Below are 22,823 nucleotides of genomic sequence, written 5' to 3' on the forward strand. Positions count from 1 at the left end.
AAACGCGGCTGCCGAAGCAGCCGCCAAAACACAACGGGACAGAAATGTTTTACAGCTTCCAGTTGATACCTACACTGTAGCGCGTCCCGAACTCCTCATATCGGTTGATATGGGCCGGGTTATTGGACTCCAGTCCATAGGTTTTGTAAGGCTCGTTGGTGAGGTTTTGCACCTGGAAGTAAACCTTGTAGTGATCGTCAAATTCGTAGGAGAGGCTGAGATCCCAGTAGCCTTCCGCATCGTTCACACCTTCCTCGCCCATGACCAGGTTGATATCGCGCTGGAACTCACTGCGATAACTGTAGCTGGTGCGCGCTTCAAAACCATTGTGGTAGTACCAGAGGGTAAAGTTACCGACGTTCTCCGATAAACCGGTCAGGCCGGCTTTGTAGCTGCTGTGCAGGGGCAGGGCTTGCTCCACATTGGATTCGTTGTGGGAGAAGTTGGTGTAAATACCCAGGCCATCGAAAGGGGCGGGCAGGAAATCAAAGGATTGTTGCCACAGCAATTCATAACCGCGGATATAACCACCACTGCCGTTAACCGGACGCGAAACACTGTACTCCTGGCCATTGCGTTCAATGGTTTCCGCATCCGCCGCACGCATGATGAAACTGTCGAGCTCTTTGTAGAACAGGTTGATGGCGATTTGCGATTTCTCGCTGTAATACCATTCGTAGGCCAGATCGTATTGGGTGGCACGGAATGGATTCAACTTGGGGTTGCCCGATGTCGATTCGCCCGGGTTGGCGCCCCACAAGTCCTGGTTCAGGTTGAGGCTGGGGCTCATCATGTTGACCGGCGCGCGCGCCATGGTTTTGGCGGCGCCGATACGGATCAGGTGTTCGTCAGTCAGGCTCAGTGTCCAGTTGGTGCTGGGTAATACATCGTTGTAGTCGTGCGGTGTTGCCACGGCGGTGACTGTTTCAACCGAGCCGGTCATTACCCAGGTGCCGGAGCCGGCGGGAATTTCTTCCCAGACTTCCTGGGTTTCACCCTGCTCATAACCGCGTGCCAGGGTTTCGGTACGAACATTGCGCACACCGATATTACCGCTCAGGTCGCGGCCGAAAACCTGTGTGGCCAGGTCAAACTGGATGTATTGCGCGCTGATATCTTCGCTGACATCCCAACTGGCGGTCAGGTCGTCTGCATCGCCGGGTGTCGGGTTTTGCAAACCGCCGAAGTAATCTGCAATAACCGCGTTGCGATCCAGGGACAGATAGGCGGGTAAATCACCCCAGTAGCTGCTGCTCTTGGCATTGACGACATAAGCGCTGGTGAGGCTGGTGTCGCTGGCCGTGGGGGATTGGGTCCAGATTTGGTTGTGCTCGTATTTATCGCGCTGGGACGCAGCAGCACCAAATTTAACGCTTTGCAAAATACCGGCGTCGACATCGTACTGGAAGTCGAGCTTGAAGGATTGCACCTTATCGCCGCCTTCTGCCTGTGGCTGGACATGGAGCTCCGTCACGCGATTTTGTGTCACATCGGCCAGGTCAGCATCCAGCAGTTCGAAGGTCATGCGCCCATCGCCGGTGCTGGAGAAGGTTGCCCAACCGGGGGCATCATTAATGGTGCGCACAGTAGCCCAGCGCTTGTCGCGGCTGGTTTCGGAAACCGCCGCATCGGCTTTGATGGTCCAGGCACCTTCCTGCCATTTTACGTTGATACCATTGCTGATCAGTTCGTCGTCCTGAACGTATTCTTCATTGAGGTTGCGCAGGCTGCTCAGTGGCACTGTACCGGCGAGCAGGTCAACCGCGCCCGCTTCGGGGACATTGTCGTAAGCGGTAGGTGTTGTCTTGAGCGGGATCCACTGGTTATTCCAGTCATTGCTGATCTGGAAATCAAAACCGCGCTGGGTTTCGGCAATATCAAAGGCTGACCAGAAACCGTCATAGGCGATTTCCAGGTTGTCGTTCGGGCGCCATTGGATGGCCGCCATTACACCCTGGCGCTTGTCTTCACCGCCGCGCACCAGGGCCGAGCCGCCCCAGGGTGCCACTACGTTTGCGCCCAGCTCGTTGTTCCACTGGGTGTTGTGCCAAGTATCACCATAGTTCCAGAGTTCGGCGCGCTGGGTGGCGATGGGCTCCGAACGTGTGGAATAGCCCAGGGCGACCCCCAGGGTGTTATCCAGGAATTGGTCGATATAGGAAATGCTGAGGCGCTGGCCGATACCATCGTTGTAGGCATCATCAATGTCTTTACCCAGCTCGGACATGGATGCGCGCAGGTCAACTACTACCTTGGTAGAGTCGTAATCCAGCGGTTTGATGGTGTCCAGGTTCACAGTACCGGAAACACCGCCTTCCGCGATCCAGGCCTGCGGGGTTTTATAGACTTGCGCCGCGTTGATCAGCTCTGAGGGGAACTGGTCGTAACGGATATTGCGCGTCTCTTCCAAAATCGCCACTTCGCGACCGTTGAGGGTGGTAAAGCCAAGCATACCGCCCATACCGCGAATGGAAATCTGGCTGCCGTTGCCGCGGTCGCGGTCCTGTGCCAGGCCGGGCAGGCGCTTGAGCGAGTCGCTGATAGAAACATCGGGCAACTGGCCAATATCTTCGGGGGAGATGGCTTCCACGACGCTGGCGGCATTGCGTTTCACCTCCATCGCCGACTGCAGGCTCTTGAGGAATTTGCCGGTAACGACAATTTCTTCAATGTTTTCATCGGCTGGCGCTTGGGCCATGGCAAGACTGCTAGCCAGGCTAAGGGCGACAAACAGGGTAGAGCGGGTAAAGGTCTGGTGGATAGGTACGTGTTTCATAAGCTAAGGCCTCGTGTTCTTATGCTTTATTTATAATATATATTATTTATATGATGTTGAATTTATGTCCAAGTGTCAATCAGCGCCAGCAAAAATTTTTATCGGGTGGTATTGGTGATAGACAAATTGTGGCCTGCCAGCAAGGGGATCGATGATTAACTGCTAGTATTCCTCCACTGCGTTAACTATTTGTCTCAGGATTTGCCTTTTATGTTGAATTTTGCCGGCGTGCCCGCCGAGTTACAGGCTGCCCCCCAGCACTCTTGGGAGCAGTTCGAGGCCAGTGTCCTCGCCCAGCAACTAACCCACCCGCGCGACCTTTTACCGGCATCCATCTCTGCTGAAACCTTTTCCCTCCAACTGACCCGCGCCCTGGTCGGCAGTGAATTTATTGCTAAAACCTGCGCTGTTCGCCCGGCATATCTGCTGGAGCAAATAGCGTCCGGCGAGTTATTTGAGGCCTGGGGTGAAGATGCCTTGGCGCCGTTTGCGGCAGCAATCCAGGCCTGTACTGGCGACAATGAGCTGGATGCCTGTCTGCGCCGTTTTCGCCAGAAGGCGATGATCCGCCTGATCTGGCGCGACCTGAACCGCCAGGACTCCATGCAAAGCATCACCGCTGAATTGTCGCGTTTTGCAGATACGGCAATTGCGCTGGCAGCGGATTACCATTACCGCGCCCTGCAGCAGCTTTACGGTACGCCCAGGGGGCGCGAATCGGGTGAAGCCCAGCCGTTTATGGTGCTGGGCATGGGCAAGCTGGGTGCCGGGGAGCTGAATATCTCCTCGGATATCGACCTGATGTTTACCTTTCCAGAGGGGGGCGAAACCGACCATCCCAGCCGCTCTGTGGGCAACCAGGAGTTCTTTGTCAAACTCGGCCAGCGCCTGATCAAAAGCCTGGACACCATAACCGCCGAGGGGTTTGTGTTTCGCGTGGATATGCGCCTGCGTCCCCACGGCCAGAGCGGCAGCCTGGCGATGAGTTTTGTCGGTATGGAGGATTACTACCAAACCCAGGGGCGCGAGTGGGAGCGCTACGCCATGATCAAGGCGCGTACCGTGGCGATGGTCGGCGGTGAAGGAGCCGTGCAGCGGGAGCGTGCGCGCCAGCAGTTGCGCAGCCTGTTGCAGCCCTTTACCTATCGCCAGTACATCGACTTTTCCGCCATCGAATCCCTGCGTGAAATGAAGGGCTTGATCGCGCGTCAGGTGCAGCGCCGGGGCATGAACCTCGATGTCAAACTGGGCGAGGGCGGTATTCGCGAAGTCGAGTTCGTGGTGCAGGTATTCCAGCTGATTCGCGGTGGGCGCGATGCGCGCCTGCGCCAGCGCAAGGTGACAGTGTTGCTGCCGTTCCTGGAACAGGAAAATTACCTGCCGGCCGGCGCCGGCAGCTCGCTGTTGGAGGCCTATATCTTCCTGCGCAATACTGAGCACGCGATCCAGGGCTATCAGGACAAGCAAACCCAATCCCTGCCTACCGATGCAGTCGGTCAATTGCGCCTGGCCTGGGTGATGGGGTTCGATAGCTGGGAGGCATTTTCCGCGCAATTGAGCCTCTATCGCCAGCGCGTTAATAGCGAATTCAAGGCGGTGATTGCCGCACCCGATGAGGAAGATTCGGTCGATCAAAAAGCGCTGGATTTCTGGCTGGGTTTTTGGGAGGGCAGCCTGCAGGGCGAAGATGCGCTCCAGGCACTCCAGGCCCAGGATGTAGAGCAGGCGGAGGCGCTGCTCAAAGCCATTGGCGATTTGCAGCAAAGTCGCGCCGTTCTCGCGATGCAGGCCAGCAGCCGCTCGCGCCTGGATGCGTTTATCCCGCGCCTGTTGCAAACGCTGTCGCAGCACTCGCTGGCGGGTAAGCTGGCACCGCTCACCATGGCGCCGGTATTCCAGCGTATCGCCCCCCTGGTTGAGGCCATTGCCAGGCGTTCCGCCTACCTGGTGCTGCTGGTGGAAAATCCCACCGCGATCCAGCAGCTGGTGCGCCTCTGTGCCGCCAGCCCCTGGATTGCCGACCAATTGGCCCAGTATCCGGCGCTGTTGGACGAATTGCTCACACCGGAAAGCCTCTACTCCCCACCGGACAAAGACCAGCTGCGCGACGAACTGCGGCGCGAGGTATTGCGCCTGGGTTGGGACGACCTGGAAGGCCATATGGAAGCTTTGCGCTATTTCCGTTCCGCCCATGCCTTGCGCGTTGCCGCGAGCGAGGTGAGCGGGACCCTGCCGTTGATGAAAGTCAGTGATTACCTCACCTATATTGCCGAAGTCGTGCTGGAGCATGCCCTGCAACTGGCGTGGCAATATATGGTCGCCCGCCACGGCCGCCCGACCCACAGCGATGGCCGGGTGGATGAAGAGCCGGATTTTGTGGTGATCGGCTATGGCAAGCTGGGGGGCATAGAACTGGGCCATGGTTCAGATCTGGATCTGGTGTTTATCCACAATGCTGAATCGGCCTGTGAGAGCGATGGCCAGGTAGCTATCGATAACCTCACCTATTACACCCGCCTGGGGCAGCGGATTATCCATATCCTCAATACCCAGACCATCTCGGGCAAGCTCTACGAGGTTGATATGCGCCTGCGTCCCTCGGGCAATTCCGGGCTGCTGGTTTCGTCATTGGTGGCCTTTGAAAAGTACCAGATGAATGACGCCTGGACCTGGGAGCACCAGGCCCTGGTGCGGGCGCGGGTGGTAGCGGGCAAGGCGTCCCTGGGCAAACAATTCGAGGCGGTACGCTACAAAGTATTGACGCGCGCGCGCGATCTGGATGAGCTGCGCCGCGAAGTGGCCGATATGCGGCGCAAGATGCGCGACCAGCTCGGAAGTGGTGCAAAATCCGAGCGTTTATTTAATTTGAAACAGGATGTCGGAGGTATCGTCGATATTGAATTTATGGTTCAATACGCGGCCTTGGCCTGGGCCTGTCAAGCGCCCGGCATTATCCAGTACACGGACAACATTCGCATACTCGGATCACTGGAGGAGGCTGGCTTACTCGATGCCGACTCCGTGTCCCATCTGATCGCGGCTTACAAAGCATACCGATCCACCGGACACCGCCTCGCGCTACAGCGCCAGGAGGCGGTACTGGAAGGTGAAAATCACTTTGTTGAAGAACGTGCGCAGGTCACAGCGATTTGGGATCGCTTGATCGGTCGTCCCTGATTACACAGATTTTTTTGGAGTTAGCTATGTCTTTTGCCGATCGCGACGGCGTTATATGGCTCGATGGTGAACTCATTCCCTGGCGCGATGCCAAGGTTCATGTTTTAACCCACACACTGCACTATGGCATGGGCGTCTTTGAAGGTGTGCGCGCCTACAAAAGCGACAGCCTGGGCACCAGCATCTTCCGCTTGAAAGAACACACTGACCGCCTGTTCCGCTCCGCGCACATCATGCGCATGAAAATGCCTTTCACCAAAGATGTGGTGAACGAGGCGCACAAACTGGTGGTGCGCGAAAACCAGCTGGCCGAGGCCTACCTGCGCCCCATGGCGTTCTACGGTTCCGAGGGCATGGGCCTGCGCGCCGATAACCTCAAGGTGCATGTCATGGTTGCCGCCTGGAACTGGCCATCCTATATGTCACCGGAAGCGCGCGACATGGGCATCCGTATCCGCACTTCCAGCTACACCCGCCACCATGTGAATATCTCCATGTGTAAGGCGAAAGCGAATGGACACTACATCAACTCGCTGCTGGCCCTGCAAGAAGCGCTGGATAGCGGCTGTGAAGAGGCCCTGCTGCTGGACAATGAGGGGTATGTGGCCGAGGGCAGCGGTGAAAACTTCTTCCTGGTGCGCGATGGTGTTATCTACACCCCGGAGCTGACCTCCTGCCTGGATGGTATTACGCGCAACACCATTTTCCATCTGGCAACCGAATGCGGTTACACCATCCGTGAAAAACGCATTACCCGCGATGAGGTCTATGTCGCCGATGAAGCTTTCTTCACCGGCACCGCTGCCGAGGTATTGCCTATCCGTGAACTGGATGGTCGCGTGATTGGCGAAGGCCGCCGTGGCCCGGTTACCACTCGCCTGCAGGATCTGTACTTTAAATCGGTACGCGGCGAACTGGAAAACCACACCGACTGGCTCTCACCGGTCGCTGGTTAATTGCTTCGTCGGATATTGTGTCGACAACAACGGAGCCCACTGGCTCCGTTGTTGTTTTATCCACCGGGACCTCAATGACTATGGATTTTCCCGCGTCTCTTAAGGCTATTCGCACCATTTTGATTGTCGGCCCGGCCTGGATCGGCGACATGATGATGGCGCAGTCGCTGTTTATCCTGCTCAAGCGCCGCAACCCCCAGGTAAAACTCCACCTGCTGGCTTCCGCCTGGACCCGCCCCCTGGTGGCGGCTATGCCCGAGATCGATGAAGTGATCGACATGCCGTTCGGGCATGGGCAGCTTGACGTGATGGCGCGCTACCGCCTGGGCAAGTCCCTGGCCGACCGGGGCTATGACCAGGCTATCCTGCTGCCCAATTCGTTTAAGTCTGCCCTGGTTCCTTTTTTTGCCGGCATTCCCCTGCGCACCGGCTGGCGTGGAGAGATGCGCTACGGCCTGCTGAATGACTGGCGCCCGCTCGACAAAAAACGTTATCCGCTGATGGTGCAGCGCTACCTGGCCCTGGCCTATGCGCGGGATGCGGCCCTGCCAGCCGATTTCCCCTATCCGCAATTGCAGCTGGACCCGTCCCGGCGCCAACCGCTATTAACAAAGTTCGCCTTGCACTTGAATCGGCCGCTCCTGATACTCTGCCCCGGCGCCGAGTACGGCTCTGCCAAGCGCTGGCCCGAGGCCTATTACGCCACTGTCGCCGCGCAAAGAATCCGCGCCGGATGGCAAGTGTGGCTGCTGGGTTCAGCTAAGGATCAGCCAGTGGCAGAGACAATCCGCGACCAATTGCCGCCAACACTCCAGGTGCATATGAATAACCTGGCCGGGCGCACTAACCTGGGCGAGGCGATCGCCTTGATGGCCTGTGCCGATGCGGTACTCAGTAATGATTCCGGATTGATGCACATCGCGGCGGCGCTAAACCGTCCGCTGGTGGTGGTCTTCGGTTCTACCTCACCGGAGCACACCCCGCCACTGTCACAGCGGGTGCGCGTGGTGACGAATACCCTGGAGTGCTCGCCCTGTTTTGAACGCGAATGCCCCCTGGGACATCACAAATGCCTGCGCGAACTGAAACCGGCACAGGTGCAGGCCGAGCTGGATGAATTGCTGGCAAGTCCGGCAACGGTTTCATAACCCCTGATAATGGATGGCCTGTGCAGTCTGATTTCCAACAGCGATTAATCCTGCGCGATGAACTGCAAACCCTGTGGCAGGGGCAGGACATTTTTGCCCTGGTGCAGCAGCTGGACGGAGACCTGGTGCGCGATGTGCCCGGTCGGCAGACCCTGCGCTTTACCCTCAATGGCAAGGCTTATTACTGCAAGCGGCACACCGGGGTTGGCTGGGGTGAAATCCTCAAAAACCTGTTATCCCTGCGCCTGCCGGTGATTAGCGCACGCAGCGAATGGCTCGCGCTCAACCGACTGGCTGAACTCCAGGTGCCGAGTCTGGAGCCTGTGGCCTATGGTGAGCGCGGCAGCAATCCGGCAACACGCATTTCGTTTATTGTCACGCGCGAATTGGCAGGTAAGGTACAACTGGATGATTACCTGCGCGCGCATCCCCGGCTCGCGCCAAAGGAACGGCGTTGCCTGCTGGATGCCGTAGCCCATATCGCCCGCCAGATTCACCGCAACGGTATTAACCATCGCGACCTCTACCTGTGTCATTTCCTGCTCGATACCGACTCCCTGGCATCCTGGCGCACCGGCGCGGGGCAGGTGCAATTGTTCCTGGTCGATTTGCATCGCGCCCAGTTGCGTGCCCGCGTGCCGCGTCGCTGGCAGGTGAAAGACCTGGCCAGTATTTATTTTTCGGCCATGGACCTGGGGGTGACCCAGCGGGATATCTGGCGTTTTCTGCAGGTTTACTTTGATCAACCCCTGGCTGTGGTTGTGCACCAGCAGCGCGATTTGCTGGCGGCTGTAGCGCGGCGGGCGGACAAGTTATATCGGCGCGAGCAGCGTTTGCGCGCGCGTGGGCAGCGAGGCCAGGTATGAAACTCGCCTTTACCCTGTTCCACTATTTTCCCTACGGCGGCCTGGAGCGGGACATGCTCGCCATGGCGCGCACCTGTAAGGCGCGCGGTCACCAGGTCACTATTTACACCCAGCGCTGGGCGGGTGAACTGCCGGCGGATATTCCCGTGCAGCTGGTGCCGGTGAGGGCCCTGAGCAACCATGGGCGCGCGCGCGAGTTTGCCCGGCGTTTTATGGCTTTGCGCCACCAACAAACCATAGACCTGGTGGTGGGTTTCAATAAAATGCCAGGCCTTGATGTGTACTACGCGGCAGATACCTGTTTTGCACAAAAGGTGTATGAAGGGCGCCATTGGCTATACCGCTTCAGCGGCCGCAGCCGCGCTTACCTGGACTTGGAAAATGCGGTATTCGCGCCTGCCAGTAGCACACAGATCCTGTTGATTGCACCAGCGCAGAAAGCGGCGTTCCAGCGCTATTACCAAACACCGGACGTCCGCCTGCATAGGTTGCCGCCGGGCATCCGGCGCGATCGGGTGATGCCGGCGGATTACGCCATACAGCGTGAACAGGGGCGCGCCGCTTTAGGGGCGGCACCGGATACCCTGGTGCTGTTGGCGGTGGGGTCGGACTTTGCGCGCAAGGGCTTGTCGCGCACGATCAAAGCGATGGCTGCCCTGCCGCCCGATATACGGGCGCGCACTCGCCTGTGGGTTGCCGGGCAGGATGATGCGACTTCCGCGGTGCGCCTTGCCGGTCAGTTGGGCATCGCCAGCCAGGTGCAGGTGCTGGGTGCGCGCGATGATGTGGCGCAGTTGATGTGGAGCGCCGATATGCTGTTGCATCCGGCACACAGCGAGGCGGCGGGTGCGGTATTGCTGGAGGCCATGGTAGCGGGCCTGCCGGTGATCGCGACAGCGGTTTGCGGCTACGCGCCTTACATTGCGCAGTGGCAACTGGGTAAGGTGATTGCGGATGGCGATACACAGCTGGCCGATGCCATTGTGGACATCGCCGCGCAAGATCGCGCGCACTGGCTTGCGCGAGCCCGGGATTTCATTGCCCATGGAGATGTTTTTTCGATGATGGATCACGCTGTGGCTATCATCGAGTCGATGGGGACAGGCAAGCTTTCGGATAGGTTGTAGAGAGTGACTATGTTAGCAAACGTTGTTTCCCGCACCCGGCGCGAAGCCTTCTGCCTGAAGTGGGCGGCGCTGGGGGTGTATTTGTTTCTCTCGGCGTTTTTCTGGGCCTCGGGGCCGGCGCCCTTGCGCGGTATTTTTTACCTGTTCCTGCTCCTGCCTTTCCTGGCGGTATTGCCGTGGCGGCGCTGGCGCCTGGATGAGTACGGTGGTTATTTCACCTTGTCTGCCCTGGTGTTTGCCGCTTACTCAGTTGCTGCATCGCTCTGGGGACGGCCGGAGGATATTGGCTTTTTCCTGAAGCAGTGGGTATTCCTGGCGTTTTGGCTGTGCGGTATTGCCTGGCTGTTTTATCACCGCCCTGTGGATTTACAGCGGCTGTATTCCGTTGTGATAGCGGTGGGGGTGGTTTGCGCGCTGGTTACCGTGTATGGGTTTTTCATGGGGGCCAACAGCGATCCTGAGGGGCGTTTATCCGGCTTCGGGCTCGCGGAGAACTCGACGGTAGTGGCGCAGATTTTCGGTGTGGCTGCGCTCCTGGCCTATATCAAATCCCTGCAGGCAGACAGTGCAAAACTGTCCTGGCTGTTTTTGGGCGCAGCGCTGGTGTGTGCATGGGTTATCCTGCTCTCCGGCAGTCGCGGTGCGGCCCTGGCACTGGTGCTGGTTGCGCTGGCGGCCCTGGTGATTATCCGCCCACGCCCATCCATCTGGGTACCCCAGGTCATCCTCGGCGGACTGGTGTTGGGTGCGGCTATCCTCTCTGTGGGCGTGGCTACGCTGTTGGAGGTGCGTGTAACCGCCTTTTCCCTGCGCGATGTGATTTGGCGCGAGTTGTTGCAGCGTGTCCCTGGGCATCTCCTGTTTGGTATCGGCTATTACGAGGACTCCCGCATCCTGATTGCCGATGTGGGTGTCTTCCATCATGCGCACAATTCCTGGCTGGACATCCTCTACTACGGCGGCGCCCTGGGACTGCTGCTCGCCCTTTGGCATGGTGTATTGCTGGCGCGCACCTTTAGTTGCGACCGCGACCTGCTCCCGCTCTACCTGTGGTGGGTTTATGGCTGCCTGTGTTTGTTGACTAATGGCTCCAGCCTGTTAACCCGTCCGGATGCGCAGTGGCTTATGTATTGGGTTCCCGCCGGATTATTGGCCGCTGTGGTAATGAGTCGTCGTCGATGCCCGCACCCATAAAAATCATGATCCTGCAAACCCGGCATATCGAGAGTATTTCCTACCTCACTGCCGGGCTGGTCAGCGCCTTTCCTGCCGGGCAGTACCAGGTCACCCTGGTCTACCTGGAAGACGGCGCAGCGACGCCTGAAGATCGCCTGGCGCACCAGTGTGTATTCCTCGGGTTGGATAAAACCGACTACAAAGGCCTGCGCCTGAAGGCCATGGGCAAACTGCGGCCTTTCCTGCAACAGCACCACTTTGATGTGATCATTGCCAACATGTACAAACCGATCCATTTGCTTATGCAATTGCGCCGGTTTGTCTCTGCGCCGGTGTGTATTGGCATCATCCATGCCTTTGGGGAATTCGATCGCCTGGGGCGTCGCCTGATGATGCGCTGGTGGCTGGATAAACGCTGGCACCTGGTCGGTGTCTCCGAACCGGTACGCCAGTATCTGATCAACGCTGGCGCAGGAGTGCATCCCGGCAATAGCGCGGCGATCAACAATGCGGTGGATGTAGCTGCCATCCAGCATGCTGTCCTGGGGCGTGTCGAGGCGCGCGAGCGGCTTGGGTTACCTGTGGACGGGCGGGTGTTCGGTACCATTGGTCGCTGTGTCAAAGGCAAGCGGCACCTGGAATTAATACAGGCGTTTGAGCGCTTCAGCAGCGCGCGGAATAATGTGTTTTTAGCCATCATCGGCGCCGGCGAACTCTTGCCATCGCTAGAGCAGTATGTGCGCGAGCGCGACTTGGGTAACAAGGTGTTCCTGTGCGGTTATATCCCCCGGGCAGCAGGGCTGGTGCGTGCACTGGATGTCTTTGTGTTTCCCTCGGAGTCCGAAGGATTTGGCCTGGCACTGCTGGAAGCGATGGCCGCCGGTGTACCTGCCATCGTTAACCGGGTTGAACCCCTGGCCAGCATAGTGGCGGAGTGCGGCTATAGTGTGGACTGCGCCAATACCGACACGCTGGTACAGGCCATGGATGACTGTTATCGACAGTCGCCGGGCGAACTCAGCGCCTTGGGCGAGGCCCATTATGAGCGCGTGCGTACACACTATGACATTGCCGGATTCCGCCAGGCGTATCGGGCCTTGGTAGAACGCCTGCTGCGAGGTGTATAACCCTGTGCCCGGTCTTGCTATTCAACCCCTCCGGGACAATATGCCCGGTTCGTTTTACCTCGGCATGGATGATCGATTTCCCAATCCAATAAAGGCATTTTATGGCAAGTAAAAACACTTCACTGCGTCCGCAGGCAGAAACGTCCGCCTGGAATATTTACGGCCGCCTGCTGCGCTACCTCAAACCCTACGTATTTTGGTTTTGCCTCAGTGTGGTGGGTTATATCGTTTATGCCTGCGCTAACGTGATGTATTCCCACGTGATGGAAAAGCTGGTGGCAGCCATCGAATCGGATGATGCTGCGGCGCGCTGGTGGGTGCCCACGCAAATTGTGATCGCCACCTTGCTGCGCGGTGCCGGTATGTTTGTGGGTGGCTACTTTATGGCTAAGGTGGCGTTTAATGTGGTCAATGACCTGCGCGTGCAAGTCTTTAACCATATGACCCATTTACCGGTGAGTGCATTCGATGCCCGTCCCAGTGGCCATATGATTTCATTGATTACCTACAACATTAACGGTGTCACCGTTGCCGCGACCGATGCACTCAAAAAAGGTATTCGCGAAGGTGCTACGGTGATTGGTTTGCTGGCCTGGTTGTTTTACCTCGATTGGAAACTCACCCTGATGTTCTTGTCCGTGGCGCCCATCATGGGGTTGCTGGTCACCAAGGTGGCCAAGCGCCTGCGTCGCCTGAGCAGCAAGGTACAGGATTCTGTGGGGGATATTACCCAGGTATCCAGCGAAATGATCAACGGCTACAAAGTCATGCGCACCTTCGGCGGTGAAGCCTATGAACAGCAGCGCTTCACCCAGGCGAGCAAGAAAAATTACGCACAGAATATGAAAATCGTGATCACCAGTGCCGCCAATGCACCGGTCATGCATTTGTTGATTGCCGTGTCGATGAGCCTGCTGATTTATGCAGCCCTGAGCTTTATGCAATTGGAAAGTACGGCGGCATTTATCGGATATATCACTGCGGTTGGTTTGATCGTGACACCTATCCGGCAATTGGGTGAAGTCGCGCCCATGATCCTTAAGGGGGTTGCGGCGGCCGATAGTGTGTTCACCCTTTTGGATGAGGCGCCTGAGGCTGATACAGGAACCCGCACCCTGGGCAGGGTAAAAGGAGAGGTTGAATTCCGCGATGTCAGTTTTCGCTATCCCAGCCAGGAGCGAGCGGCGTTATCGCATTTCAATTTGCGCGTCGAGCCCGGCAAGGTTGTTGCACTGGTGGGCAAGTCGGGTAGTGGGAAATCGACATTGGTGAATTTATTACCGCGTTTTTATGATCCCCGTTCAGGTGACATTTTGCTGGATAGTGTTTCAATTCGCGAATTGCGCCTGGCTAACCTGCGTGAGCAGATTGCACTGGTTAACCAACAGGTCGTACTGTTCGAAGGCAGCGTGGCTGACAATATCGCTTATGGTCGTCGCGAACATGTCAGCGCTGAGCAAATTAAACAGGCTGCCGATTTGGCATTCGTTACAGAATTCGTACAGAATTTACCGCAGGGGTTCGATACGCTCATTGGTGAAGGTGGTGCGCGTTTATCCGGCGGCCAACGCCAGCGGATTGCGATAGCCCGCGCCATTTTGAAAGATGCACCGATTTTAATTCTCGATGAAGCGACCTCTGCGCTGGATAATGAATCCGAGCATATGATCCAGGCGGCACTGGAGTCGGTGATGAAAGGCCGCACCACCTTTGTGGTAGCCCATCGCCTATCCACGATTGAGCGCGCGGATTTGATTGTGGTGATGGCCGACGGGGAAATTGTTGAACAGGGGACGCACCAGGCGTTACTGGCATTGAATGGCCATTACGCCCGGTTGCACTCCCGCCAGTTTGACGACGACAGCGAGCGTTAATCTGTCTTTTTTGTGAATGTGTTATTTCAATGGATGTTGAGCGAGTAGCAAGCTTATGCAATTGAGTATGCCTTATTTCGAACAGGCCAAAGTGTTGGTCGTCGGCGATGTGATGCTGGATCGTTACTGGCATGGCGCCAGCTCGCGCATATCGCCGGAGGCTCCGGTGCCTGTTGTCAATATATCCCAGACAGAAGATCGCCCTGGCGGAGCGGCCAACGTGGCACTCAACCTGGCGGCATTGGGATGCCAGGTTACCCTGCTGGGGGTCATTGGCTTGGACGAAGCCGGTATGGTGCTTGAGCAGCGACTCCAGTCGACCGCTATTGTCACTGATTTCCATCGTTCGCTGTCCAAACCCACCATTACCAAATTGCGTGTCATTAGCCGCCACCAGCAGTTGCTGCGTATGGATTTTGAGGATCGTTATACCTGGGAGGATTCCTGTGCCCTGGCGGCCAGGGTGGAGTCCCATCTCGATGGTGTGGATGTCCTGATCCTGTCTGATTACGCCAAGGGCAGCCTGCAGGACTGCCAGGCATTAATCCAAAAAGCCCGCAGCCATAATATCCCGGTACTGGTCGATCCCAAATCCAGCAATTACCAGCGCTACCAACAAGCCACTTTGCTCACGCCCAATTTGCACGAATTTGAGCAAGTCGTAGGTAACTGTCGCTCTGAGCGCGAATTGCTCGACAAAGCCAGGGAGATGATTGACAGTTTGCAGTTGAACGCTCTGCTGATCACCCGGGGCGAGCAGGGCATGACGTTGATTCGCCCCGGACACAGCGAATTGCATTTACCGGCACGGGCTCGTGAAGTCTTTGACGTAACGGGAGCTGGCGATACGGTGATTGCAGCCCTGTCCGGCGCCCTGGCTGCCGGTGAGACTTTGCCCGAATCTGTAGCCATCGCTAATCTGGCGGCGGGTATTGTGGTGGGTAAATTGGGCACGGCGACAGTGAGTGCACCTGAGCTGCGTTGGGCGATCTATGCCGAGCAGGGCTTTGAATGCGGTGTGGTCACAGAGGAGCAGTTGCTCCTGGCGCTGGCCGATGTACGCGCCAATGGCGAGAAAATTGTGTTCACCAATGGTTGTTTCGACATTATCCATGCCGGCCATGTCGGCTATCTGGAAGAAGCGCGCAAACTGGGCCATCGCCTGGTTGTCGCTGTTAATAGCGATGCGTCAGTAAAACGCCTCAAGGGGGACGGTCGCCCGATTAATACCCTGGATCGTCGTATGGCTGTGTTGGCGGGATTGGAGGCAGTGGATTGGGTTATCGGGTTTGATGAAGATACCCCCGAGCGTCTGATCGATACCCTGAAGCCGGATATTTTGGTCAAGGGGGGCGACTATCGTGAGGATCAGGTTGTCGGTGCCCCGATCGTCAAGACTTACGGTGGCCAGGTGAAGGTATTGAGCTTTTTCGATAATTGCTCAACCACATCGATTGTTAACAAAATCCGCAAAAACGCCCTGTTTAATTGAACAGCTGCGTTTTTATTTTGCCCTCCGTGTTGTTCCCGGCTCAGCTAGACTTCGTAATAATGTCCAAGATTTGATACTAATCCAGCGACAGGTGCTTGCCGTGAACAACCGCTTTAATCCCGCCTCCCGATTCACCCACTCCAGTGTTGCTCCACGTGAGGGACTGGTGGATTTTGTGATCAATTATCGCACTTACATTGACCGAATCATGTTGTGGTTGACCCTGGGGGCCTGGTTGATGTCGCTGCTTTATGCAACACAGCACAATACCTGGGGCCTGGCGCTTGTACTCGGTGGCGTGCTCACCGGCATCAATTGGGTTGCGATTGATGTGGTGCGCCATCCGCGTATTACGCCCTGTGTGATAGGCGTGGTCTACATGGTGTTTGTCAGCCTGCATGTACACCAGCTCAAGGGTATGATCGAGGCGCATTTCGGTTACTTTGTGTTTCTGGCCGCGCTCTTTACCTATCTCGATTGGCGCCCTCTCGTCTGGGCGGCACTGACCGCGGCGGTTTTGCACATCGCTATCCATATGATGCAGCACGCCGGTATACCTATTTATTTCCCGACCATGCGCACTCCTGGGGCATAGTGGCGATGCACGCGTTTTATGTGGTGATTGAAACCGCCGTGCTGATTGTGCTGGTAAAGCTGGCGAGTCGCCTGCTGGTTGTCGCCCAGGAAGTGGTCAATGTAACGGAAACGATGATTGGTGACAGCCGGTATATCGACCTGAATATTCGCGCGCTGGCCAGGCACAATGCCATTCTCGACCATTTCAACTGGCTGTTGGACAGCATTGCCTCCGCCCTGAAATCTGCATTGGGCGCCCAGTCCGAGGCGGATAAAAACCTGGAGGTCCTGTCAGGTAACAGCCGTCAACTGGTTGCTATTGCCGATGAATCCCATCAGGCGGCCGAGTCGATTCGTGTTGCCATGGACAATATGCACGACTCTTTTGTGGCAGTGGCCGAGCAAATCCAGCGCGCTGCCGGCCTGGCGGAAGATACCGCCCGCGCGCAGGAAGAGGGTAAGGTAGCGGTGCGCCATTCGCGTGAAGGTATTGCCGAGCTGTCGCATCTGTTGGGTGATACCGCCAATGCTATCGATACCCTTGCCGGGACTGCGAGGCGATCACCAGTACCCTGGCAGAGATCCAGGGAATTGCCGAGCAAACCAACTTGTTGGCGCTCAATGCGGCAATCGAGGCGGCGCGCGCCGGTGAGCAGGGGCGGGGGTTTGCCGTGGTTGCAGATGAAGTGCGCGCTCTTGCCCGTCGCACCCAGCTATCGACAGAGAATATCAAGCAGATAGTTGACCGGCTGGTTGCCGGTTCGACCCAATCTGTAGCCGCCATGGGCCATAGCCGCGTCCGGGTCGAAGAAAACGTAGCCAAGTCGGCCAGTGTTGAACAGACCTTTGATCGTATTGCTGCCGCCATCCGGGAAATTAACCAGATCACCGGGCAGATCGCCTCTGCCACCGAGGAGCAGACCCGAACTTCGGAGTCCATTACCCGCCAGACGGCACAACTTAATGATTTCAACCGCGAAACTAGCCTGATTGTTAACCAGAACCGCGAGCGGCTCGGACATCTTGAAGCAGCGTTTGGCGATCTGCAACGGGCGTTGACGCGTTTCCGCGAGGGCTAGGCGCCGATTCCCGAAACCTTACCGGCGCCATAACCGCCGTTAATCAGGCCGCCAATTCCAGAATCTCCCGCGATGCCTCGGGCGTAATCAACCCATGCTCGCCCAAGGCGATCAATTGATGTTTGACCAACATATCCACCAGTTTTGGAATGGACTCCCGGCCAACGCCATAACCCTGCAGCCTGGTCGGTGTTCCCATGGCTTCGAAGAACTGGCGTGTCTGCGCAATCGCGGCATCAATCAGGGCATCCTCATCGCTCAAGTCGAGTCCCCAGACACGGCGTCCGTATTGCAGCAACTTATCCCGTTTTGGTCCACGCTGGTGCTGCATCACCGCCGGTAGCACTACGGCCAGGGTTTGGGCGTGATCCAGTCCGTGCATGGCAGTCAGCTCATGGCCGATCATATGGGTCGCCCAGTCTTGCGGAACACCGACGCCAATCAAACCATTTAATGCCATGGTGGCTGCCCACATCACGTTGGCGCGGATGTTGTAATTGGTCGGCTCCTCGAGTGCGCGCGGGCCTTCCTCAATCAGGGTCATTAGCAGCCCTTCGGCGAAGCGATCCTGAACCTTGGCGTCCACGGGATAGGTCAGGTACTGCTCCATGATATGGACAAAGGCATCGACCACGCCGTTGGCAATCTGGCGCGGTGGCAAACTGTAGGTGGTGGTGGGGTCAAGGATGGCGAACTGCGGATAAACCAGTGGACTGCCAAAGGAAAGCTTTTCCTGGGTAGCCGCTTTGGTGACAACCGAATTGCCGTTGCTTTCGGTGCCGGTCGCCGGCAGCGTCAATACACAGCCTATCGGTAAGGCGCTATGGAAGGGGGCATGTTTCGCCAGGATATCCCAGGGCTCGCCGTCAAAATTAACCGCGGCGGCAATCAATTTTGTTCCGTCGATGACACTGCCGCCACCGACAGGGAGCAAGAAATCAATCTTCTCCTGTTTGACCAGGTCAACGGCTTTCATCAGGGTTTCATAGTGTGGATTGGGCTCGATGCCGCTGAACTCAAACCAGGTTTTGCCTGTTAACGCATTGACAACCTGGTCATAGACACCGTTTTTTTTGATGGAGCCGCCGCCGTAGGTAAGCAGCACCCTGGCATGGGTGGGAATAAGATCGGCCAGGGCCTGGATTTGGCCTTCGCCGAACAGGATTTTAGTCGGGTTGGAAAACATAAAGTTTTGCATCAGTTACCTCCAGTAATGTCGACTCGCTGGTGCCGATCGTATCGGCAGAGTGTGGCAGGGTGAAGCTACGCAAGATTGGGGGGATACCGGAATCAGGCGTTATTGACTGTGGAAACCACTCGGCGGATCAGAATGTTGTTCCCCTCGATCCGACATGGAATAGCTGTCAGTTTTTGTCCGGCGCAGGGTCCGGAAACACACTGGCCGGAATCTATAACAAACAGTGCCGCATGGTTGGCGCATTGGATCATGCTGCCGCTGGGATCAAGAAATTGATGTTCGACCCATTCCAGGGGAATTCCCAGGTGTGGACACTGGTTGTTGTAGATAAATACCCTATCGCCTGCGGAGGAGCGAACCGCAAACAGGCGCTGCTCGCTAAAACCTCTGCACCCCCCTGCCGGAATATCGGCCAGGGCGCAGAGGACGGTAAATTCTTCGCTCATGAACTGTGCTGGCGCGGTGCGGCAAGGCGCAGGCTGCGTGTGATCAGTTTGCCGCTGCGCACCACACTCACATTGACCTGGTCACCGGGTTTGTATTTTTCCAGCGCGCTGAGCAACTGGTCGTCATTGGTGGTTGGTGTATCGCCGATAGCCACAATCACATCCCCCAGGGTGATCTGCCCCCAGGCATTGCGTTTCGCCCCCTCAAGGCCGGCAGCGGCGGCGGGTGAGTTGGGCTCCACACGCAATATGGGGACACCTTCAACACCAATCTGACGCGCCCATTGTTCAGGCGCCACTGCAATACCCAACACCGGGCGTACCAGGCGGCCGTGTTTGATCAACTCGGGCACAACCTCCTTGACGGTATTGACCGGGATGGCAAAGCCAATGCCGGCACTGGCACCGCTGGGACTGTAGATCATGGTGTTAACGCCGATCAGTTCCCCTTGCGAATTAAGCAGGGGGCCGCCGGAGTTCCCGGGGTTGATGGCCGCATCGGTTTGGATCACGTTGGTAATTTTGCGCTGGTTGGGCGAGGTAATTTCCCGCCCCAGGGCGCTGACGACCCCGGTAGTCAAGGTGGCATCCAGGCCAAAAGGGTTGCCAATCGCCAGCACTTTGCGGCCAACACGCAGGTTGGCAGAATCCCCCAGCGGGAGTGGTTTGAGCCTGTCTTCCGGGGCTTTGATGCGCAATACCGCAATATCGCGTTCCGGCGCCAGGCCCACGACCTCAGCGGGCCAGTTGGATTGGTCCTGCAGGGTAATGGTGATCTGGCGCGCGCCTTCGACAACGTGGAAGTTGGTCACTATATAGCCCTTGCTATCCCAGACAAATCCGGTGCCTGAGCCGCGTGGCACCGTAATCAGGTCGAAGGAATAGGGATCGCGGGCCAACTGTTGGTTAGTCACAAACACAACGCTGGGGCGCGCGGTTTCGAACACCTCCATGCTGTTGCGTTCGTCGTCGGTAGAGAAGGCCTGAACACTGGCGCTCAGGGCACTGGCGCCAGTCAGGAAGGTTAATACTAGCCAGCGCCAGAGCGTCATCAGGTGACTCCTTGCCATTCCGTCGGTTCGATTAACCGTGAGCGCTGTCGCGCAGTGCCTGGATACGTGCTTCCAGGGGCGGGTGACTGGCAAACAGGTTGCGAACGCCGCCGCTGATACCAAAGGCGCGCATGCTGCTGGGCAGAGGGCTTTCCACACCCGCGCTCATTTCCGCCTGCAGGCGTTGCAGAGCGCGGATCATGGCACCGCGGTCGGCCAGGGTGGCACCGGCAGCATCAGCGCGGTATTCGCGATAGCGTGAGAAGGCCGCCACAATCATGGACGCAAGGATGCCCAATACCAGCTCGGCGACGATGGTGGTGATAAAAAAGGCGATACCGCGCCCCTCTTCATTTTTGAAAATCACGCGGTCAACCAGGTCGCCGATGATACGGGCGAAGAACATCACGAAAGTGTTCACCACACCCTGGATCAGGCTCAAGGTAATCATGTCACCGTTGGCGACGTGACCAATCTCGTGCGCCAGCACGGCTTTTACTTCGTCGCGCTCAAAGCGTTGCAACAAGCCAAGGCTGACCGCTACCAGCGCATCGTTGCGGTTCCAGCCGGTGGCAAAGGCGTTGGATTCCTGGGCGGCGAAGACGCCGATCTCCGGGGTTTTAATACCGGCTTTCTGCGACAGCTCCACCACGGTATCCACCAACCATTTTTCATCGGCGTTACGGGGTTGTTCAATCAGTTGGACGCCCATGGTTTTCTTGGCCATCCACTTGGATAAAAACAGGGAGATGAATGAGCCAACAAAGCCAAATACCGCACAGAAAATCAGCAGGTTTGTTAAGTCCAGGCCGTCAGCGGTTCGATAATTGCCAACCCCCAACAAGCTTAGGACGACACCTGCTACAACAAGTACCGCAAGGTTAGTGAGTAAAAACAGGCCGATACGTAACACGATGATGGTCTCCCGATAATGAAATAGGTTTGCTGGCTGCCAGGCAGCATGCGGGAGTATATGTGTTCCGGGCAAAAGAAATTCAATCGGTAATAACAAAAAACCGAGAGTTAAGAAACGCAAATCATGCGAGTGAGGCTATTGGGTGAGGCGAGAACAGGCTGTTTGAGGGAAAAGGGCCGCCCGTGAGGGCGGCTCAAGCAACCGTGTTAGCCGAGAGACTGTCCTTGGCGCTGACCCGATAGGGACAGTACCCAGCACAAACCCTCAAGACTGAAAAAACAATCAACTTGCAGGAGGATTATCGTTTCAGCCCAACCGCTGTGAGGAGAAGATCGCAGCAGTTGAGATAATGATATGTATTCTCATTTTAAAATGCAAGTATTTTGAGAATAATTCTTATTTGTGTGCGTCATTCGTTCTTCAGGTCGCGCAACTGGCCGTTGAGTTGGTTGATTTTGGCGGCCATTTCCTCAATAAGGCTCAAGCAAATCTGCGGCTGGTGCTCAATCAAATCAATGAACTCCTCTTTGCGGACAGCCAGCAGGGTGCAGTCGCTGGATGCCACTATAGAAGCCATACGCGGTTGGCGAGTAAAGACGGCCAGGGCGCCAAAGATTTCATTCGGGTTGATCTCACCCACTTTCACACCGTCGCAGAGCGCATCGGCACTGCCTTCGAGCAGGGTGTAAACGCGGTCGGCATTATCGCCCTGGCGAATAATCGTCTCCCCGGCCTGGAAGTGCAGGAAACCGGCGGAAGGCTGAAAGGCAGCCGGTGTTTCCTGCGCCAGTGCCTGCTCGTAAAAACTTTGCAGGCAGAGCAGATAATGTGCCCAGTGGCGCTGGCGTTTGGAGTCGCTGTTGATGTGGTTGACCAGGCCATCGCGGGTGTAGATATCGACCTCTATCGGCTCCTGGTTGCGCCATTCGCCATAGGGCAGGTTAAGGCTGCGCGGCAGGCCGAGGATATCGCCGGCATCGCCGGCCAGTACCAGCTTCCCGTTAACCAGGTATTCTGCCTGGCCGTCTACCAGGCGCAGGATTTCAGTGGTGGGGCGATCATTAAACAGGTCATTGCCGGGGCTGATGCGAGCGCGCTCGGCGGGAAGGTCTGCGCACAGCAGGTCGCCCAGGGCGCTGAGCTTGGCGGCCAGGTCAGAGAGGGTTTCGGATTGTTTTGACGGCAGGTGCATAGGGTCCTCAATCAGCTTGCAGGGCGGTTGCCCCGGAGCCCGGGGCAATAAGCCAGGGAACCTCTGAAAAATTCCCCAGGTTGCCAACATTTTCAGAGGTTCCCTAGATTGTAGCCGTTACCAGAGAAAAAACTGCGCGCCATGACGCGTTATACACAGGCGTCATGGATAAATGCGGGGGTGGGGAGCGCCAATGGGGTATATCAGGCGGAGACTCGTCCCAGTTGAGAGGTGTCGCCCTTGCCTTCGGCATCTTCTACCAACTTGCGTTTAAGGTCCGGTGCAAGGTCATTCCAGTGTACATCCATAAGTGCGCCCTGGAGCGCGTAGAGCATGACTTTGGAAACATTAATGTCGCGAGCTTTAATACGCCGGTAAGCCTCAACGGCGCCTGTACGTTTTAGATCTGCCTGGGTGTTTATGCCGATAGCGCGGAGAATGTTTACAGATGCCATTCCCAAGTTTTTCAATTGCAATAATTCACTATGACTGGAAGTCATATTCGCAATCTCCTTTTAGTTATGTTTATCTAGCGTTTCTTTATGGTTATGTGTTGTGTCAACCCATTGGCGCTGACAGGCATCTTACATGCTTGCATGGGATGCGCAATTGGTTTTGCCGATTAAATATAGCGTTTTCTGCAGA

18 protein-coding genes are annotated in these 22,823 nt (G+C 56.8%); 11 read left to right on the top strand and 7 right to left on the bottom strand.

Annotated elements, in window-relative coordinates:
- Window positions 1-49: 49 nt before the first annotated feature.
- Window positions 50-2,776, bottom strand: a complete 2,727-nt coding sequence (locus CJA_RS02445; protein WP_012486178.1) for a TonB-dependent receptor — start codon at window positions 2,774-2,776, stop codon at window positions 50-52.
- Between the two features lie 210 nt (window positions 2,777-2,986).
- Between CJA_RS02445 and glnE the strand changes: the two genes are divergently transcribed.
- The 11 genes from glnE to CJA_RS18940 all read left to right on the top strand — a co-directional run bounded on the left by glnE (window position 2,987) and on the right by CJA_RS18940 (window position 17,374).
- The gene (gene glnE / locus CJA_RS02450) at window positions 2,987-5,953 is read left to right on the top strand and encodes a bifunctional [glutamate--ammonia ligase]-adenylyl-L-tyrosine phosphorylase/[glutamate--ammonia-ligase] adenylyltransferase (protein ID WP_012486180.1); all 2,967 of its coding nucleotides are present in this window, start codon (window positions 2,987-2,989) and stop codon (window positions 5,951-5,953) included.
- A gap of 26 nt (window positions 5,954-5,979) precedes the next feature.
- On the top strand, window positions 5,980-6,909 hold the full coding sequence (locus CJA_RS02455; RefSeq protein ID WP_012486181.1) for a branched-chain amino acid transaminase: 930 nt from the start codon (window positions 5,980-5,982) through the stop codon (window positions 6,907-6,909).
- A 74-nt stretch (window positions 6,910-6,983) separates the two neighbouring features.
- Window positions 6,984-8,057 carry a lipopolysaccharide heptosyltransferase II gene (gene waaF, locus CJA_RS02460; protein WP_202944173.1) on the top strand — a complete coding sequence of 358 codons (1,074 nt, stop codon included), beginning with the start codon at window positions 6,984-6,986 and terminating at the stop codon, window positions 8,055-8,057.
- 20 nt (window positions 8,058-8,077) lie between these two features.
- Entirely contained in the window at window positions 8,078-8,923 is an 846-nt protein-coding gene (rfaP, locus tag CJA_RS02465) for a lipopolysaccharide core heptose(I) kinase RfaP (RefSeq protein WP_012486183.1), read from the top strand.
- Window positions 8,920-10,050, top strand: coding sequence for a glycosyltransferase family 4 protein (locus tag CJA_RS02470; RefSeq protein ID WP_012486184.1), 1,131 nt, complete (start codon window positions 8,920-8,922; stop codon window positions 10,048-10,050). The genes rfaP and CJA_RS02470 overlap by 4 nt, the downstream gene beginning before the upstream one ends.
- A 9-nt stretch (window positions 10,051-10,059) precedes the next feature.
- Window positions 10,060-11,244, top strand: coding sequence for an O-antigen ligase family protein (locus CJA_RS02475; RefSeq protein WP_012486185.1), 1,185 nt, complete (start codon window positions 10,060-10,062; stop codon window positions 11,242-11,244).
- Window positions 11,229-12,353 carry a glycosyltransferase family 4 protein gene (locus CJA_RS02480; protein WP_012486186.1) on the top strand — a complete coding sequence of 375 codons (1,125 nt, stop codon included), beginning with the start codon at window positions 11,229-11,231 and terminating at the stop codon, window positions 12,351-12,353. Before CJA_RS02475 ends, CJA_RS02480 begins: the two co-directional genes overlap by 16 nt.
- Window positions 12,354-12,454: 101 nt before the next feature.
- Window positions 12,455-14,227 (top strand): lipid A export permease/ATP-binding protein MsbA, encoded by a 1,773-nt coding sequence (msbA, locus tag CJA_RS02485; protein ID WP_012486188.1) that lies wholly within the window; start codon window positions 12,455-12,457, stop codon window positions 14,225-14,227.
- A 55-nt stretch (window positions 14,228-14,282) separates the two neighbouring features.
- Entirely contained in the window at window positions 14,283-15,719 is a 1,437-nt protein-coding gene (gene hldE, locus CJA_RS02490; protein WP_012486189.1) for a bifunctional D-glycero-beta-D-manno-heptose-7-phosphate kinase/D-glycero-beta-D-manno-heptose 1-phosphate adenylyltransferase HldE, read from the top strand.
- Window positions 15,720-15,819: 100 nt separating this feature from the next.
- Window positions 15,820-16,314 carry a hypothetical protein gene (locus CJA_RS02495; RefSeq protein WP_041550955.1) on the top strand — a complete coding sequence of 165 codons (495 nt, stop codon included), beginning with the start codon at window positions 15,820-15,822 and terminating at the stop codon, window positions 16,312-16,314.
- Window positions 16,315-16,906: 592 nt separating this feature from the next.
- Window positions 16,907-17,374 (top strand): methyl-accepting chemotaxis protein, encoded by a 468-nt coding sequence (locus CJA_RS18940; RefSeq protein WP_274376952.1) that lies wholly within the window; start codon window positions 16,907-16,909, stop codon window positions 17,372-17,374.
- Window positions 17,375-17,417: 43 nt separating this feature from the next.
- Here CJA_RS18940 and CJA_RS02510 read toward each other — a convergent pair whose 3' ends face one another.
- The 6 genes from CJA_RS02510 to CJA_RS02535 form a co-directional block, all read right to left on the bottom strand.
- A complete protein-coding gene (locus tag CJA_RS02510; protein ID WP_012486193.1) occupies window positions 17,418-18,572 on the bottom strand; it encodes an iron-containing alcohol dehydrogenase in 1,155 nt (384 codons plus the stop codon).
- A 92-nt stretch (window positions 18,573-18,664) separates the two neighbouring features.
- Window positions 18,665-19,018: a Rieske (2Fe-2S) protein gene (locus CJA_RS02515; protein WP_012486195.1), complete on the bottom strand. Its 354-nt coding sequence runs from the start codon at window positions 19,016-19,018 to the stop codon at window positions 18,665-18,667.
- Window positions 19,015-20,070 carry a S1C family serine protease gene (locus CJA_RS02520; RefSeq protein ID WP_012486196.1) on the bottom strand — a complete coding sequence of 352 codons (1,056 nt, stop codon included), beginning with the start codon at window positions 20,068-20,070 and terminating at the stop codon, window positions 19,015-19,017. The genes CJA_RS02515 and CJA_RS02520 overlap by 4 nt, the downstream gene beginning before the upstream one ends.
- 31 nt (window positions 20,071-20,101) lie before the next feature.
- Window positions 20,102-20,983, bottom strand: coding sequence for a protease HtpX (gene htpX / locus CJA_RS02525; protein ID WP_012486197.1), 882 nt, complete (start codon window positions 20,981-20,983; stop codon window positions 20,102-20,104).
- A 412-nt stretch (window positions 20,984-21,395) separates the two neighbouring features.
- Window positions 21,396-22,178: a Crp/Fnr family transcriptional regulator gene (locus CJA_RS02530; RefSeq protein ID WP_041550959.1), complete on the bottom strand. Its 783-nt coding sequence runs from the start codon at window positions 22,176-22,178 to the stop codon at window positions 21,396-21,398.
- Between the two features lie 203 nt (window positions 22,179-22,381).
- Window positions 22,382-22,678, bottom strand: a complete 297-nt coding sequence (locus tag CJA_RS02535) for a TfoX/Sxy family protein (RefSeq protein WP_012486199.1) — start codon at window positions 22,676-22,678, stop codon at window positions 22,382-22,384.
- Window positions 22,679-22,823 lie beyond the last annotated feature (145 nt).

The organism is Cellvibrio japonicus Ueda107, from assembly GCF_000019225.1.
Taxonomy (GTDB): Bacteria; Pseudomonadota; Gammaproteobacteria; order Pseudomonadales; family Cellvibrionaceae; genus Cellvibrio; species Cellvibrio japonicus.